Here is a 15,785-nt window from a genome sequence, read left to right on the forward strand (position 1 = left end):
TTTTTTGTGGATGTTAAAACGACTGGCTTTGTGGTATGATATGAGAAGAAAATAATGGAACGGGTGAAAAAAATGAAGCAAGTTTTTTATTCAAATAGTCAGGAGGAAACGGTTCATTTTGCGGAAAAAATGGGAACATTACTAAAACCGTCTGATGTTATCCTGCTTGAAGGAGACTTGGGGGCTGGTAAAACCACTTTCACGAAAGGACTTGCGAAGGGACTTGGAATTGATAAAGTGATCAAAAGTCCAACTTTTACAATCGTGCGTGAATACAAAAATGGACAGTTGCCGCTTTATCATATGGATGTTTACCGGCTGGAAGAAGCTTCAATTGATGAACTCGGACTGTTTGAGTATTTTGATGCTGGCGGCGTAAGTGTTGTCGAATGGGCTCACTTTATTGCAAGCGAACTCCCCAATATGTATTTAAAACTTACAATAAAACGTGTAAGTGACGAAAAACGCGAGTTCATTCTTGAGTCTTTCGGCGCTCGCTACGATCAGCTTTTAGCGGAGGTTATGAACAATGATTCTCGGAATTGATACAGCAACGGATACGATGAGTATCGCGCTTTCAAATAAGCAACAAATTGTTGGAGAATTTACAACCAACCTTAAGAAAAACCACAGTATTCGGCTTCTTCCGGCGATTGATGCGCTACTCAAGGAATGCCAGGTAAAACCAAATGAATTAACCAAAATCGCGGTTTCTAGAGGACCGGGTTCTTTTACAGGTCTAAGAATTGGTGTAACGACGGCCAAAACGCTCGCTTATGAACTTGAAATCCCTCTTGTCGGTATTTCTTCCCTTCAAGTTTTAGCTCAAAATGCGATTTTTTTTGAAGGACCGATCATAGCTTTGATGGACGCACGGCGAAATAATGTTTATGCAGGTGTTTATGAAGCTCGAAAAGGCGAATTAATGAGTACGCTTCCCGATCAACATATTGCTTTAGTGGATCTTTTAGCTGGATTCGAAGCGGCAGAAAAATCGGTGCTTTTTGTCGGAGTGCTTTCAGAAGCGCTTCAGGAAATCATCATCGAAAAACTAGGAAGTTGGGCTATATTTGCTCCGCTTTATATGACTTATCCGCGAGCAGCTGCACTTGTTGCTTTAGCAGAAAATGAAGCAGGAGAAGATCCGATGAACTTTGTGCCAAGTTATTTGAAGCTCGCGGAAGCGGAAAGCAAGTGGCTTGAAGCGAGGGAAAAGCAGTGAATCTAACCTTTTCCAAAGCGGAGCTAAAAGATATCCCAGAACTGTTAAAAATCGAACGGGCTGTTTTTAGTTCTCCTTGGACGGCGGAAGCCTTTCTTGGCGAATTTACGGCCAATCAATATGCATATTATTTACTTGCTAAGCTTAACGATGATGTGATAGGCTATGCGGGAATTTGGCTAGTATTAGATGAAGGACATATCACGAATGTCGCTATCCTTCCTGATTATCAAGGAAATGGATACGGTGAAGCGCTTATGCAGGAACTGATTTCCGTTGCTCAAAAATTTGGAGCGAAGCATTTGACACTTGAAGTTCGGACGTCCAATCAACCAGCACAAAATCTGTATCGAAAACTAAAATTCCAAAATGGCGCACTCCGGAAGAATTATTATCCAGATAATGGGGAAGATGCGCTTGTGATGTGGGTGGATTTAACATGAGTAAAGAAAAAAAATTGATATTAGGCATTGAATCGAGCTGTGACGAAACGGCTGCTGCTGTCGTACGTGGTGGTAGCGAGATTCTATCGAACGTGGTGGCTTCCCAAATTGAAAGTCATAAACGTTTCGGCGGAGTTGTACCTGAAATTGCTTCTCGCCATCATGTGGAGCAAATTACGATTGTGATCGAAGAAGCGCTTGAACAAGCGGGTGTCAAAATGGCCGAAATTGATGGTATTGCGGTTACTGAAGGACCAGGACTGGTTGGGGCACTTCTTATTGGTGTCAGTGCTGCAAAAGCGCTTGCCTTTGCAAGTGGAAAACCGCTGATACCAGTGCATCATATTGCTGGACATATTTATGCTAATCGGTTTGAAACGGACTTTAAGTTTCCGCTGCTTGCGCTCGTAGTTAGTGGAGGCCATACTGAACTGGTTTATATGAAAGAAGAAAATTCTTTTGAAATTATCGGTGAAACCCGTGATGATGCGGCTGGGGAAGCTTATGATAAAGTGGCTCGAACACTAGGACTTCCTTATCCAGGTGGCGTTCAAATTGATAAACTTGCCGCAGAAGGGGAAGATACCTTTCATTTTCCGCGTGCGATGATTGATGATGAGAGCTATGATTTTAGCTTTAGTGGGTTGAAATCTGCTTTTATTAATCAGCTGCATAATATGAGACAAAAAAATTTGGAACCGAGTCCAAAAGACATGGCGGCTAGTTTCCAGGCGAGTGTAGTGGATGTTTTAGTTTCGAAAACGATTCGTGCCGCGCGTGAATATGGCGTGAAACAGTTACTTTTAGCTGGTGGAGTGGCGGCAAACCGCGGCTTGCGCGAACAATTGATTGAAGAAGTGAATCTAGAACTTCCGAATGTGGAGCTAATTATTCCGCCGTTATCGCTTTGCGGGGATAATGCGGCGATGATTGCTGCTGCAGGAACCGTGCAGATGGAAGAAGGACACTTTGCAGGACTTGCCATGAACGCCGAGCCAGGCTTAGAATTTGATGAAGTTTGATGGAAAAATAAGAGAAGCTTTCTTTGCGAAAACAAAGAAAGCTTCTTTTTTAGTTATTTATCTTGAGGATGGCCTTTTCCTCGTAGGCCTTGAAAAATAAATCGGATGGCAGTCACAAAGTCAATCGCAGCCATGGCCATGATGATATATGCAAAAACGCCCCATCCGCCTGTATTTACTTGCTGGATGGCGAAGTAAACGAAAACAATGCCAAGGATGAAATAAAGCAGTCCTTGCATGAGATAACGTCGATTCATAGATTAACCTCCCATAGTGAGTCCGATGATCAGAACAAAAGTATTCATCAAAATATGTGCCCCCATCGGAACGATAATCCGTTTTGTTTTGGTATATAGATAACAAAGAACTAAGCCAATTAAGAAATAGGCAAGTAAGTAGTTCATATCCCCGTGAAGAAGGGCAAATAAAAATGAACTGATGACAGCGGCGCCATGGATATTAATCAAATTTGCGAGCCCGCCATAGATCACTTTTCGGAAAACGATTTCCTCGAGAATCGGACCTGTTATGCTGATGAAAAACAAGAAAATAGGCGCTGTTTTGGCATAGCCTAGTAAACTTTCAGTGTTGGCAGAACCACTTGGCATGCCAATGAATAACGCGGTAATATAAATGGCAATGTACTGTGAGGCCATTAAAATGATAAAGCCAAGTATAATCCACAGTAAGCTAGTCGCTGAACTTGCTTTTTCCCCAAAAATGATTTTATTGGTTTCGGGTTTATTCCGGAGTACGAGCCAAGCGATCAGAAGTGCGAGTAGATTAGAGAAAATCGTCCAAATCACTACGGCTAAAGCATTTAGTGTCGTATCAGATTGTGTGCTCGTTGCTTGAAGGATAGCTCGTACGATCGGGGCCCCAATGACTCCAGAAAAGAGCATGATAAAATAAGTGAATATGATTGTCCAATAATGTTTGGGCAAAAAACCGCATCCTTCCATAAAAAATCTTCGTGTCTTGCTTCTTTACTATTGTACTCGGAAGCGGCCGCTTTTTGCAAATGTAGTGGAAGAATTTTTTTGTTAAAATGAATCCTTTCTGCTTGCAATTTTAACCTTTTTTGACTAATATAAGAATTGTGTTAGCACTCGAGTGATCGGAGTGCTAAAAGTTACGATATTTATTTTAGAGGAGGTTATTATTTTGTTAAAACCATTAGGAGATCGTGTTGTTATTGAAGTAATTGAAGCAGAAGAAAAAACAGCGAGCGGCATCGTTTTGCCAGATTCGGCGAAAGAAAAACCGCAGGAAGGAAAGGTTGTTGCGGTAGGCTCTGGTCGTGTTCTTGATAACGGCACTAAAGAACCTCTTGAAGTAAAAGAAGGGGATCAAATTATTTTCTCTAAATATTCCGGAACAGAAGTAACTTATGAAGGAAAAGATCTGTTAATTATTCGCGAAAGTGATATTTTAGCAGTTACGAAGTAAAAATAGCAAACAAAAGCGATATAAATTGGAGGGAATTAAATTATGTCAAAAGATATTAAATTTAGTGAAGACGCTCGTCGCGCGATGCTTCGCGGTGTAGATCAATTAGCTGATACAGTAAAAGTAACGCTTGGACCAAAAGGTCGTAACGTTGTCCTTGAGAAAAAATTTGGTTCACCACTAATTACAAATGATGGGGTTACCATTGCAAAAGAAATCGAACTTGAAGATGCATTTGAAAATATGGGAGCTAAACTTGTTTCTGAAGTAGCTTCTAAAACAAATGACATTGCAGGAGACGGAACAACGACTGCAACTGTGCTTGCTCAAGCTATGATTCAAGAAGGCTTAAAAAACGTGACAGCTGGTGCCAATCCGGTTGGTGTTCGTCGTGGAATTGAAAAAGCTGTTGCAAAAGCGATCGAAGAACTACAAAATATTTCGAAACCGATTGAAGGAAAAGAATCGATCGCACAAGTTGCGGCAATTTCTTCTGGAGACGAAGAAGTAGGACAACTGATTGCTGAAGCGATGGAACGCGTTGGAAACGACGGAGTTATCACAATTGAAGAATCAAAAGGTTTCTCTACTGAACTAGACGTTGTAGAAGGGATGCAATTTGACCGCGGCTATACAAGCCCATACATGGTAACAGATTCCGATAAAATGGAAGCTCAACTTGAAAAACCGTATATCTTGATTACCGACAAGAAAATTTCAAATATCCAAGAAATACTTCCGCTTCTTGAACAAGTTGTGCAACAAGGTCGTCCACTTCTTATCATCGCAGAAGATGTTGACGGGGAAGCACAAGCAACTCTTGTTCTGAATAAACTTCGCGGTACATTTAACGTAGTCGCTGTCAAAGCACCAGGTTTTGGTGACCGCCGTAAAGCAATGCTTGAAGATATTAGTATTCTAACGGGTGCGCAAGTGATTACAGAAGACCTTGGCCTTGATCTTAAATCGGCAACGATGGATCAACTTGGAACAGCACAAAAAGTTGTTGTCACAAAAGATGATACAACAATCGTTGAAGGGGCTGGCGATTCCGATCAAATTGCAGCACGTGTTAACCAAATTCGTGCGCAAATGGAAGAAACTACTTCTGATTTCGATAAAGAAAAATTACAAGAACGTTTGGCAAAACTTGCCGGCGGTGTAGCAGTTATCAAAGTAGGTGCTGCAACTGAAACAGAACTAAAAGAACGTAAACTTCGGATTGAAGATGCGTTAAACTCAACTCGTGCAGCAGTTGAAGAAGGTATTGTTTCCGGTGGTGGAACAGCACTTGTCAATGTTTATAAAAAAGTAGCAGAAGTGGAAGCTACTGGGGACGAAGAAACAGGTGTAAATATTGTTCTTCGTTCGCTTGAAGCACCAATCCGTCAAATCGCGCACAATGCTGGACTTGAAGGTTCTGTGATTGTGGAACGCTTGAAAAATGAAAAAGTTGGCATTGGTTTCAACGCAGCAAACGGCGAGTGGGTTGATATGATTGATGCTGGTATCGTGGATCCAACGAAAGTAACACGTTCAGCGCTTCAAAACGCTTCTTCTGTAGCAGCACTTCTTCTTACAACTGAAGCTGTTGTAGCTGACAAACCGGAAGAAAACCCAGCGCCAGCTCCTGATATGGGCGGCATGGGTGGAATGGGCGGCATGATGTAACAAAAGCCGATAAATTCGCTTTGTAAAGCCGGAGGATAAGAGCTTTTAGTTTTGAAAGAAGCACATCGCCCACATTTTTATCTATAAATAAAGAGAGGTCTCTGAAATTTTTTCGGAGACCTCTTTTTTTGTTGCTAGTTGTGTGGCACGCTTTATAATCAAAAGTTTAGAAGGTAAAGGAAGCTTGCCTTTTTATGGCTAAAGATTTATCATGAAGTTATGAGAATTTGAGACATAGCAGTAAAAAGAACCATCGGAATTGAAGTTCTGCTAGGGACGAGTGGCGCGATTACGAAATGTCGGAAAAACTTTCCGAGGTTTTAGAGCTATGTTATTCTGAATGGTTCCAAAACCAAAAAAATTTCATGGTGCACGAATACACAGTTTTAGAGCTATGTTATTCTGAATGGTTCCAAAACGCTCTTCGCCAGCTTTTGGTGTTTCAGTAAGTTTTAGAGCTATGTTATTGATTAATTCTGAAATAAAAAACTAAATGTTAATTAAAGATTAGTAGACCATCTTTCCAAGCTAAGGCTTCTGAAATGTAGTTGCAGAATTTCTTCATATTATTTTTAGCTTTGTACATCATTAGAAAAGGGAGAAGTAAGATGAAAAAATGGCTAATTGGGTGTTGTGTGATTTTGATTCTTGGAGTAGCGGGGGTTTTTGTTTATAAAAACTATGAAAAGCATCAAACGCCAACTGCTGTTCGTGTGGATGGCTCGGATTATGCGTTAACTGATGAACCGGCTGACTTGAAGGAAATAGGGGATTTTGTCGGGGAGGTTCAGCATGTGGTTGATCGTTATGAGCTTCCTAAGCGTAATCTCGAATCTAATTTTTTGAAAAAGGGAACGAAGATTTATCTGGAAAAGAAACAAAGTGAGTCACTTGCTCAAATTGTCTTTTATGAACGAGATGGTGAAAAATTTGTGGCTAGGGAAATAATTGAAACAAGGTAGGAAAAAGCATTTGGCACGCGCCAAATGCTTTTTTCCTAGTCTTCGTAGATTTCAACTTTATCGCGTAAAGCTTTTTTGGTAAGGTTGTTTTCTTTCATATAACGCGCAATTCTTTTGGCGCTGAAATGATATTCGAAAACGAGAAAAATGAAGCCAATTACGATTAGTATAGCCAGTATGACAGCTTCTTGCATCAAATCATCCTTTCAAGACAAGCTCTCTTTCTTTTATTATGCTTGAAAAGTAAACAAGGCGCAATTCTTTCGTCTGAAAAATCCTTCTGCAGATGTAGGAAAAAAGGCGTGGTTCCTGCTATAATAAAGAAACAAACTGGAAAAGGAGAGCAAATATGAAAAATTCATGGAAGATTATTATTGGAATTGCGGTTGTGTTGCTAATTATTGGCATTCCATTTGTTGCAACATATAATTCGCTAAATAAAAAACAAAATGAAGTGGACGCGCAGTGGGCAAATGTCGAAAGTAAGTTGCAACGGCGCTATGACTTGATTCCTAATCTTGTGAATGCTGTAAAAGGCGATATGAAGCAAGAAAAAGAAGTATTCGGGGCGATTGCGGATGCGCGCTCGGCAGTTTCTAAAGCAAGTTCGCAAAAGGAACAAATTAAAGCGGCTGGACAAATGGAATCTGCTGTTTCACGCTTGATCGCAACGGTGGAAAATTATCCGGAACTGAAATCAAGTGAAAATGTGACGCGATTGATGGATGAACTATCTGGAACGGAAAATCGGATTTCCGTTGAACGTGATAAATATAATGAAGTGGTCAAGTCTTATAATACGAAAGTGAAAAGTGCACCAACAAGCTTTGTTGCTGGGATGCTAGGATTTGAAACGAAACCTTACTTCAAAGCGGTTGAAGGTGCTGACAAAGCTCCTGAAGTCAATTTTGATTGAGGCGATTTATGATGAGAAAACAAATCCCGATTTTTAGCTTGCTTCTTGTACTACTTTTGACTTTATTAATCGGGCCGGGGACGGCTTTTGCTGCAGATTTACCCAAACCTTCGAAAGAGTTTTATGTTTCGGATGAGGCTGGGGTTTTGGATAACAAAACGAAGGAAATGGTGCTTTCGGTCAATTATGCCTATCAAAAACAAAAGGAAAAACCACAAGTTGTTCTTGCAACGGTGAAAAGTTTTGACGGGCTTTCGAAAGAAGAATATGCCAATCAACTTTTTAATAAGTGGAAAATTGGTTCTGGCAAAGACAATAATGGCGTTTTGATTCTGCTTTCAACGAAGGAACGAGAAATTCGAATCGAAGTCGGTTATGGGCTTGAAGGTGCGATCACGGATGGGACTTCGGGTGAGATTTTAGATCATAATTTGTCGTATTTGAAAGATGACGATTTTAATCAAGGTCTTGCAAATATATTTTCGGAAGTAGCCATTCAAGTGAATAAGGAATACGATTATCAAGACAAAACAATTTTTAAAAACTATACAAGTGAATTAGAAAAAGCACGTGAAAACAGCGAAGATAACGGGGACGGCTTAGGGACGCATGGAATTATTGCGATTGTGATTGGTGTCATTATTTTTGCGGGTGTCTTTGGTGGCGGAAATAATGGTAGAAGAGGCGGTCGTGGTGGTCGCGGTGGCGGTTCTGGGATGGGACCATTTATTGGCGGCGGATTCTTTGGCGGTTCAGGCGGAAGCGGTTCTTCTGGCGGCGGTGGCTTCTCTGGTTTTGGTGGCGGAGGATCTTCCGGCGGCGGTGGCGCTGGACGTGGATTTTAAGAAAAAGGACCAGCAGTGGCTGGTCCTTTTTTGGAAGGAGAATGCGTGATGGGATTTGTGCTCGGTCTTGCGGTTGGAAAGCCGAAAGAAGTAGCTGTTGGACGAAACAAAACGATGATGTCAGGAATCGGGAAAGAGCAAGTGGAGGCAGCGATGCTTCACTTTGCCGGCTTTGATGGGGATGCTTCATTTGATTTGAAGCACCACGGCGGGTTAGACCGATCGGTTTGTATTTTTCCAAGTGAACATTATTCGTATTTTGAAGAGAAGTTTAATTGGATTCTTTCTCTAGGTGCATTTGGCGAGAATTTAACGGTTTCAGGGATGCTTGAACAAGATGTTGCCATTGGGGATGTTTTTCAAGTGGGGGAAGCGCTGATTCAAGTTTCGGAAGCTAGAAATCCTTGTGCGACGATCGGGAAGTACCAATTGCTGCCTGAGCTTTTTCAGGAGGTTCGCAAAACAAGTCGGACAGGCTTTTTGTGCCGAACGATCTCGGAAGGGAGAATTCAAAAGGGAGACGAAATAGTACGTGTGAAGCGAGAAACTGATCCAGTTTCGGTTGCCTTTTGTCATGAAAAAGTCTTACACCGGATGGGTACGCGGGAAGAATTGGAAAGGATTAGCCAAATTGAACCGCTTGCTGCGCGTTACCGGAATGAGGTGCTTGGAAAGCTTGGGAAAATGAGATGAAAAAAGAGCCGCTCGGAAGAGCGGCTCTTGGCGTGTTTTTACGTTTAATTGACTAGGGGAAATTCGGACAGCAAATGCCTAATTTAGCGGATTCGTAGTCGATTTTTCTTGCTTCTTGCCCCAAGCATGCAAAGGTAACAAAATAGCGCAAACAAAATGGTAATGATCAAGCTGTGGAATAAGGCTACGTAAAGGTTAACGCCTGTGTAAACTGAAAGAATGCCGGTTACAGCCTGAATCGCAACAAGGATAATAGCAAGAACCATGCCGTAAGTTAACACGCGATAATGTCTGTAATCACGGAAAACGAGCCAAGTCACATATAAAATCCAAATAACGAGTATTATTGCTGCGATTCGGTGGAAATATTGGACATAATCTTGTACGTTTTCAGGCCAGACGAAGCGGCCGTTTTCAAAGGGCCAAACTGGAACTGCGAGGCTGGCTTTTTCGTGCCGCACGAGTGCTCCTGTATAAACGGCTAGATATGTATAGATGGTCAAAAAGTAAATGTTGAGTCGAAGTTTTGTTCCCATCACGAGATTTCGGGCATCAAATTTACGATCGACTTCAAAAATAAGTAGTGCGAGTAAAACGATGCTTGAATAGCAAATGATGGAGATACCGAAGTGAAGTGCCATGATATAAGGGTTTTGTCCCCAGATAACTGCTGCAGCTCCCATGAAAGCTTGAAGAATTAAAAAAACAACAGAAATAATGGCAAGTGGTTTTGTTTCTCTGCGATCTTTAATTTTGATCCATGCGCAAATCGCAAGTACGATAACGAAAATGGAACCGAGTCCTGTTGTCATACGGTGCGCCACTTCAATGAGCTTTTCAGGTGTGACGTCTGTTAGATGGACGAGTTGCCCGTTACAAAGCGGCCAAGAATTTCCACAGCCGTCTGCTGATCCAGTTTTCGTAACTAATGCTCCTCCGAAAACGACGAAAGTCATGGCCAGAATGGTGAGGATGGACCAGACTTTTAAGAATTTATTCATGTTCCTCTATCTCTCCTTTAGATGAATCTTAAAACGATTTTCTTAGTTTTAGCTACCTTTGTTCATTTTAGCTTGTTTTAAAGGATAAGTAAAGAAATCCTTTGTTACTGCGGCTTTCATAAAGTTTAAGGTTTGTTTGTATGGGTTTTCACAAAGTTTCCTTGTGCTAGAAATGTTTTGAATGAATGGTTTTTTCGCGATGTGTGAAGACTATTTGGTTGACAAATCGTGTGTTTTTTTCACATAATGATAAGAGAATAACGCGGCAATTTATTTAAGGGGGAGAAGTTTTGAGCAGAATCGAAAATACTGGCGAATGGCAGAAAAGGGATGCAGTCAGTAAATTTAATGTGCGCGATTTTACGGAACTTATAAAAGTAGGAATCGTAAATTCAAATACAATTACAGCTTTCACAGGTATGTGGTTAGCTTTTCAATTAAATGGTATTTCTTTTATGCAGAATTTAGATGTAATCTTTTTTACGATCGCGGGTTCTGCGCTTATTGTGGGTGCATCAGGAGCGTTCAATAACGTAATAGATCGCGATATTGATGGTAAAATGGAGCGAACAAAAAATCGTCCTACAATGACAGGGAAAATTTCTGGAGGAAAAGCCCTTCTTATTGCTACTTTGCTGCTACTTATCGGCACTGGTATGTTATTTATGACCACTTGGCAAGCAGGTGTGCTTGGGCTTTCAGGTGTTTTTCTTTATGTGGTGGTTTACTCCATGTATGCGAAACGGAAACTTGTGAGTAATACAGTAATTGGCAGCTTTTCAGGAGCTGTTCCGCCGCTAATTGGCTGGTTTGCTGTTGACCCTCATTTTAGTTTGATTCCAGTTATGCTCTTTTTGGTGATGTTTGCTTGGCAACCACCACATTTTTACGCAATTGCCATCAGACGTGCTGAGGAATATCGAGCAGCTGGTATCCCAATGCTTCCTGTTGTGAAAGGATTTGATCGCACAAAAGGAAGTATGCTTTTCTGGGTGTTGATACTTTCTGTCCTTCCGTTTTTCATGACTGAACTCAGCCTTGTTTATGTAATTTTGGCCACGATTTTAAATATAGGTTGGCTTGTGCTTAGTTTGTATGGCTTCAAAATGAAAGATGACTTAAAATGGGCACAGTGGATGTTTATCTATTCGCTTAATTACATGACGATTTTGTTTGTATCTATGATTGTTATTTCCATTTTTCTTTAATGCGAGTGAGTCTCAGATTGAGGCTCGCTTTTTTTCTTTAAAAAATCTTGAAGTTTTCCTCATCAAATTCTTTTTTTCAACTAGTATAGTGGAAGTAGAAAGGATGCCGAGGTGGTACTTATGAAAATCGCAAGTTTTGAAAGAATGAAGCAACTTGTTGAAAATGGCAAATACACCGATGCTGAAATGGAAAGCCGCAATATGGTTACGGAAAACCCATCGCACTTTGCTGGTTATCTTTGTCTCGCCTACCTTAACTTTGCTGAAAAAAACATCAGTGAAGCGGCGCGCAACCTTGAACAAGCTCTTTTATACAACCAAAATGTCGTAGAAAGTTATCAACTCGGTGTGAAAATTTATGATAAGCTTGGGGAAAGTGAACGTGTTGTCGAATTAGCTCGTTTCGGTCTGACACTTGACTATGAAGAAGGAGAATTCTATGCTGCTCTTGCCAAATATTATACAAATGATGTAAAAGAAAAAGCAGCTCTCTATGAAACGGCACTTGCCTATTCACCTGAACGTTTAGACTTTATGGGGAGTTTAGCTTACTATTTATTCCAAATGGATAAAACAAGTAAGCGAGTGCTTGCTTTGCAAAACACTGCTCTTACAATAGATCCATTATTTGAACCGAATTTAGTTTATTTTGCAAAAATCAGTTATGCACGTGGAGATTTTGAAGCAGCTCGTGAGTTTACACGCAAATTGTGCGTTATTCAACCGAATAATTCGGAATACAAAACCCTTTATAATCAAGCTTGGGCAACTAAAAATCCTTTTTGGTCGCTTTACGAGCGTGTAAGATTATTTGGCAAGCGCATTTCTTTGACACAGCGAGTCGTTTTAATTAGCGCCTATATAATCATTTTTGCCCTTTTAACAAAAATGATTGGTTATGTGGCTGTTTTAATGTGGATTCTTCCACTTCTTGTTATAGTAGTTGCTATTTTATCTCAAACGGAGCGTAAAGAACAGTTAACGAGGCAAGATCGAAAAAATAGGTACCTGCGATTACCAGTTGCCATTATTTTATTAATGCTGCTTGCTTTTCCGGCAGGTGTACGCACGGTTTCTACACTTGCAGATTGGGTAACCCCGGATAAACTAAAAAAAGAGTATCCAGTGACTGAGCCTTTTGAAAAGCAAATGAATCCATTTATTCAAAAAGACTTTCCTTTAAAACTTCAAAAATAAATTTAGGCAGAAATTCTTGAAAAAGCAGTTAATTCTGAGTTTCTGCTTTTTGTATGCGAAGAAAATCATAAATGATGAAGCAAGCTTGGTAGCTTTTCATGAAAAAAAACGCTACAATTGGAAGCAGGAAACAAACCAAGAGGAGGGCAAAATTTGAAATTCGTACTAAGAGTATTGGTGCTACTCGTGATTTGCCTTTTTATCGGTTATAATACAGATCTATTTTTTGAAAAAACGGCTGAAAAAAATGAAGCATACGATAAAGTAGAGCAGAAAAATATACCAACGGAAGCCAAGAAAGCAAATGAAACGAGTGATCGGTTACCTACAAATGATGAAAGTTTAGGTACTTTCGTCAATCAAGATTTCTCGAAAGTGAAAGAAAAGTTTGGGGATCCAATTCGGGTTGATAAGACGCCTTATGGCTACGATAATTATGTTTATAACCAGCCCAATACGAGTTATATGCTTGTTGGTGTGAGGAATCATAAAGTACAAACTGTTTATGCACTTGGACAAGACTTGAATCTAAAACCGTATCAAATCGGAATGTCTGTAGAAAAGGTGTTTACAAATGCTAAGCTCCAGTCTGAAATTGCTTTTTATTATGAAAATAATTTTTATCGATTTGAACTTTCCGAAAATGATTTAAACATGCGTCCGGTTGTCAGTCTGGGTAGCGGTGTTTATGCGCAGCTTAATTTTGATAAAATAGAAGGCAAATTAACAAGCGTACGCTATTTAAATAAACTTTCTTTCATCAAAATGCACCCTTATGAACTAAACTATCAAGGGAAAATCTATAAAGAAAATGTTTCTGATGCCTTATGGAATCAAGTGGACAAAGCAGCAGATCTAGAGGTTCTTGAAATTACGAATGTACTTCGAGAGCGCTATGGTGCGGAACCGGTCGCAGATGAGCAAAATGTTGCAAAAGTTGCTTACGGACATAGTGTAGATATGGCAGAAAATAAATATTTTAGCCATGATTCGCCCACCTATGGCTCACTAGGAGATCGGCTAAAAGACGGAAATGTCAACTATACGAAAGCAGGAGAAAATATCGCCTATAATTATATTGATGCGGGAGCAGCTGTTGAAGGTTGGCTAAACTCACCGGGACATCGCAAAAACTTGTTAGAAAAAACATATACGTATATGGGATCTGGGACATTCCGGAAATATTACACACAAAATTTTGTTACAAAGTAAGGACGCTTGCGCTAGTTCATGCTATAATGAGTAAATACAAGCGAAAAGTTTGGAGGGATTAGTTTGTTTGCAACGATGGAGAGTTTGGCGCTACTTGATTTATCAGATGAATTGTCTGCCATGATTCTCAGTTCAGAAGAAGCGAATAACTATCTGAAAAAGAAACAAGCGCTGCAAAATCCAGAAACACAAGCGAAGATTCAGGCGTTTGCAAAGGTTAAAGAGGCTTATGAAGAGGTGGAACGCTTTGGCAGGTATCACCCTGACTATAAAGAGGTAACTCGAAAAACTCGTGCATTAAAGCGAGAACTAGATATGGATGAAGGTATTGCGGCTTTTCGCCGAGCAGAGACAGATTTACAGAATTTGCTTGATGAAATTAGTTTATTACTGGCGGGAGCTGTTTCGCCAAATATCAAAGTGCCAACTGGAAACCCATTTTTCGAGCAAAAGTCAGCTTGTTCATCAGGTGGATGCGGAAGTGGTGGAAGTTGCGGTTGTTCGGCATGAGGACTTTAAATACAGAGGCTTAAAGATAGTAAAGGGGATAAATAACGATGGAAAATGATAGACAAGCTGTTGTGGTTTGGTTGAATCATTTGAAGCAAGTCAGATCGCTAAAGCGGTTTGGCAATGTACATTATGTTTCGCGAAAACTAAAATATGCCGTACTATATTGCGATATGTGTGATATTGAAGAAGTTTCTGCGAAGCTGTCGCGCTTTAATTATGTGAAACGTGTTGAACCTTCTTTCAGACCATTTCTGAAAACAGAATATGAGTCGAAAAAAGAAAATATGCATGACCACAGAAGTGAAGATGTTCAAATCACGATTTAAGATTAAGATGAGGCAGTGCTGTTTTAAACGGCACTGCCTTCCGTTCATCTAGGAGGAGATAGATTTTGAGAGTTATTGCTGGTTCAAGAAAGGGACATCGTCTAAAAGCGGTTCCTGGAGCAAATACTAGACCTACGACGGATAAAATTAAAGAAGCTTTATTTTCAATTATTGGTCCGTTTTTTGACGGAGAAAAGGCGCTTGATTTATTTGCTGGAAGTGGGGGACTTGGAATTGAAGCGCTAAGTCGTGGTGCTGCAAGCTGCGTTTTTATTGATCAAGCAGGCGCTGCTATTAAAACAATTAAAGGAAATGTTCAAGCTTGTCACTTTGAAAAGGAAGCACAGGTTTTTCGAAACGATGCTTATAAAGCTTTGAAGTTACTTCAAAAGAGTGAACAAAGCTTTGATTTAGTTTTTTTAGATCCGCCGTATAAGAAACAACAATTGGAAAAGCTGCTTTTGGAACTTTGTGAGCTCAAGCTGCTTCAAAATGGAGCACTCATTGTATGCGAACATGATAAAGAAGCGGAACTACCCGATGAAATTCCGCATTTTCAAAAAGTAAAAACGGCCGAATACGGAATCACTATCTTATCAATTTATGAGTTTGGAGTGTGAAGACATGGAAGAGAGAATAGCCGTTTATCCAGGTACTTTTGACCCGATCACAAATGGACACTTGAACATTATTGAACGGGCTGCCCGAAACTTTGACGTCCTCTATGTGACAGTGCTCAAAAATTCAAGCAAGAAACCGCTGTTTGACTTGGAGGAACGCATGCGGCTAATAGCCGAATCAACTATACATATTCCGAATGTCCGCGTGGAAAGTTCGGCTGGGCTTCTAGTTGATTATGCGAAAGAAAAATCAGCACATGCAGTCATTCGAGGATTGCGTGCCGTGAGTGATTTTGAATACGAACTTCAAATTGCTGCGATGAATAACAAACTCGATCCAGAATTGGAAACTTTTTTCATGATGACAAATCCGAGTTATTCCTTCTTGAGTTCAAGTATTGTCCGCGAAGTGGCTAGCTACGGAAGAAGCGTTGACGAATTAGTTCCAAAGCCTGTCAGTCTAGCGCTAAAAGCGAAATTTTAAT

Annotated in this window: 20 protein-coding genes; 17 read left to right on the plus strand and 3 right to left on the minus strand. The window is 40.3% G+C overall.

What is annotated here, in order from left to right; translation table 11 throughout:
* Positions 1-72: 72 nt before the first annotated feature.
* Genes tsaE through tsaD form a run of 4 tightly spaced genes read left to right on the plus strand, consistent with a single transcriptional unit; the run spans position 73 to position 2,687 of the window.
* Positions 73-546, plus strand: coding sequence for a tRNA (adenosine(37)-N6)-threonylcarbamoyltransferase complex ATPase subunit type 1 TsaE (tsaE, locus tag UR08_RS02005; protein ID WP_115752691.1), 474 nt, complete (start codon positions 73-75; stop codon positions 544-546).
* Positions 530-1,222, plus strand: coding sequence for a tRNA (adenosine(37)-N6)-threonylcarbamoyltransferase complex dimerization subunit type 1 TsaB (gene tsaB, locus UR08_RS02010; protein ID WP_115751990.1), 693 nt, complete (start codon positions 530-532; stop codon positions 1,220-1,222). The genes tsaE and tsaB overlap by 17 nt, the downstream gene beginning before the upstream one ends.
* Complete coding sequence (rimI, locus tag UR08_RS02015) at positions 1,219-1,665, plus strand: ribosomal protein S18-alanine N-acetyltransferase (RefSeq protein WP_115751991.1); 447 nt, start codon at positions 1,219-1,221, stop codon at positions 1,663-1,665. Before tsaB ends, rimI begins: the two co-directional genes overlap by 4 nt.
* Positions 1,662-2,687 (plus strand): tRNA (adenosine(37)-N6)-threonylcarbamoyltransferase complex transferase subunit TsaD, encoded by a 1,026-nt coding sequence (tsaD, locus tag UR08_RS02020; protein WP_115751992.1) that lies wholly within the window; start codon positions 1,662-1,664, stop codon positions 2,685-2,687. Before rimI ends, tsaD begins: the two co-directional genes overlap by 4 nt.
* 53 nt (positions 2,688-2,740) lie before the next feature.
* On the opposite strand, the gene UR08_RS02025 is transcribed toward tsaD, so the two are convergent.
* Positions 2,741-2,944, minus strand: coding sequence for a YdiK family protein (locus UR08_RS02025; RefSeq protein WP_115751993.1), 204 nt, complete (start codon positions 2,942-2,944; stop codon positions 2,741-2,743).
* Positions 2,945-2,947: 3 nt separating this feature from the next.
* Positions 2,948-3,631 carry a CPBP family intramembrane glutamic endopeptidase gene (locus tag UR08_RS02030; protein ID WP_115751994.1) on the minus strand — a complete coding sequence of 228 codons (684 nt, stop codon included), beginning with the start codon at positions 3,629-3,631 and terminating at the stop codon, positions 2,948-2,950.
* 220 nt (positions 3,632-3,851) lie between these two features.
* On the opposite strand from UR08_RS02030, the gene groES reads away from it, so the two are divergent.
* The 6 genes from groES (at position 3,852) to UR08_RS02060 (ending at position 9,223) form a co-directional block, all read left to right on the plus strand.
* On the plus strand, positions 3,852-4,136 hold the full coding sequence (gene groES / locus UR08_RS02035) for a co-chaperone GroES (protein WP_115751995.1): 285 nt from the start codon (positions 3,852-3,854) through the stop codon (positions 4,134-4,136).
* Positions 4,137-4,178: 42 nt separating this feature from the next.
* Entirely contained in the window at positions 4,179-5,807 is a 1,629-nt protein-coding gene (groL, locus tag UR08_RS02040; protein WP_115751996.1) for a chaperonin GroEL, read from the plus strand.
* Positions 5,808-6,415: 608 nt separating this feature from the next.
* On the plus strand, positions 6,416-6,769 hold the full coding sequence (locus UR08_RS02045) for a hypothetical protein (protein ID WP_115751997.1): 354 nt from the start codon (positions 6,416-6,418) through the stop codon (positions 6,767-6,769).
* Between the two features lie 349 nt (positions 6,770-7,118).
* Complete coding sequence (locus UR08_RS02050) at positions 7,119-7,685, plus strand: LemA family protein (RefSeq protein ID WP_115751998.1); 567 nt, start codon at positions 7,119-7,121, stop codon at positions 7,683-7,685.
* 8 nt (positions 7,686-7,693) lie between these two features.
* Positions 7,694-8,530, plus strand: coding sequence for a TPM domain-containing protein (locus tag UR08_RS02055; RefSeq protein WP_240616014.1), 837 nt, complete (start codon positions 7,694-7,696; stop codon positions 8,528-8,530).
* Between the two features lie 48 nt (positions 8,531-8,578).
* A complete protein-coding gene (locus tag UR08_RS02060; protein WP_420812294.1) occupies positions 8,579-9,223 on the plus strand; it encodes an MOSC domain-containing protein in 645 nt (214 codons plus the stop codon).
* 83 nt (positions 9,224-9,306) lie between these two features.
* Here the strand turns inward: UR08_RS02060 and UR08_RS02065 are convergent, their stop codons facing one another.
* Complete coding sequence (locus UR08_RS02065; RefSeq protein WP_115751999.1) at positions 9,307-10,224, minus strand: COX15/CtaA family protein; 918 nt, start codon at positions 10,222-10,224, stop codon at positions 9,307-9,309.
* A gap of 290 nt (positions 10,225-10,514) precedes the next feature.
* On the opposite strand from UR08_RS02065, the gene cyoE reads away from it, so the two are divergent.
* From cyoE to coaD, 7 genes are all read left to right on the plus strand, one after another.
* Complete coding sequence (cyoE, locus tag UR08_RS02070) at positions 10,515-11,432, plus strand: heme o synthase (protein WP_115752000.1); 918 nt, start codon at positions 10,515-10,517, stop codon at positions 11,430-11,432.
* Between the two features lie 120 nt (positions 11,433-11,552).
* Positions 11,553-12,629 (plus strand): tetratricopeptide repeat protein, encoded by a 1,077-nt coding sequence (locus UR08_RS02075; RefSeq protein WP_115752001.1) that lies wholly within the window; start codon positions 11,553-11,555, stop codon positions 12,627-12,629.
* Between the two features lie 153 nt (positions 12,630-12,782).
* Positions 12,783-13,841 (plus strand): CAP domain-containing protein, encoded by a 1,059-nt coding sequence (locus UR08_RS02080; RefSeq protein WP_115752002.1) that lies wholly within the window; start codon positions 12,783-12,785, stop codon positions 13,839-13,841.
* Between the two features lie 63 nt (positions 13,842-13,904).
* A complete protein-coding gene (locus UR08_RS02085; RefSeq protein ID WP_115752003.1) occupies positions 13,905-14,351 on the plus strand; it encodes a YlbF/YmcA family competence regulator in 447 nt (148 codons plus the stop codon).
* Between the two features lie 47 nt (positions 14,352-14,398).
* Complete coding sequence (locus tag UR08_RS02090; RefSeq protein ID WP_115752004.1) at positions 14,399-14,680, plus strand: YlbG family protein; 282 nt, start codon at positions 14,399-14,401, stop codon at positions 14,678-14,680.
* 65 nt (positions 14,681-14,745) lie between these two features.
* The gene (gene rsmD, locus UR08_RS02095; RefSeq protein ID WP_115752005.1) at positions 14,746-15,300 is read left to right on the plus strand and encodes a 16S rRNA (guanine(966)-N(2))-methyltransferase RsmD; all 555 of its coding nucleotides are present in this window, start codon (positions 14,746-14,748) and stop codon (positions 15,298-15,300) included.
* Positions 15,301-15,304: 4 nt separating this feature from the next.
* Entirely contained in the window at positions 15,305-15,784 is a 480-nt protein-coding gene (gene coaD, locus UR08_RS02100; RefSeq protein ID WP_115752006.1) for a pantetheine-phosphate adenylyltransferase, read from the plus strand.
* The last annotated feature ends 1 nt before the right edge of the window (position 15,785 follow it).

The sequence above is a fragment of the Listeria kieliensis genome (assembly GCF_003369925.1).
GTDB classification, from domain to species: domain Bacteria; phylum Bacillota; class Bacilli; order Lactobacillales; family Listeriaceae; genus Listeria; species Listeria kieliensis_A.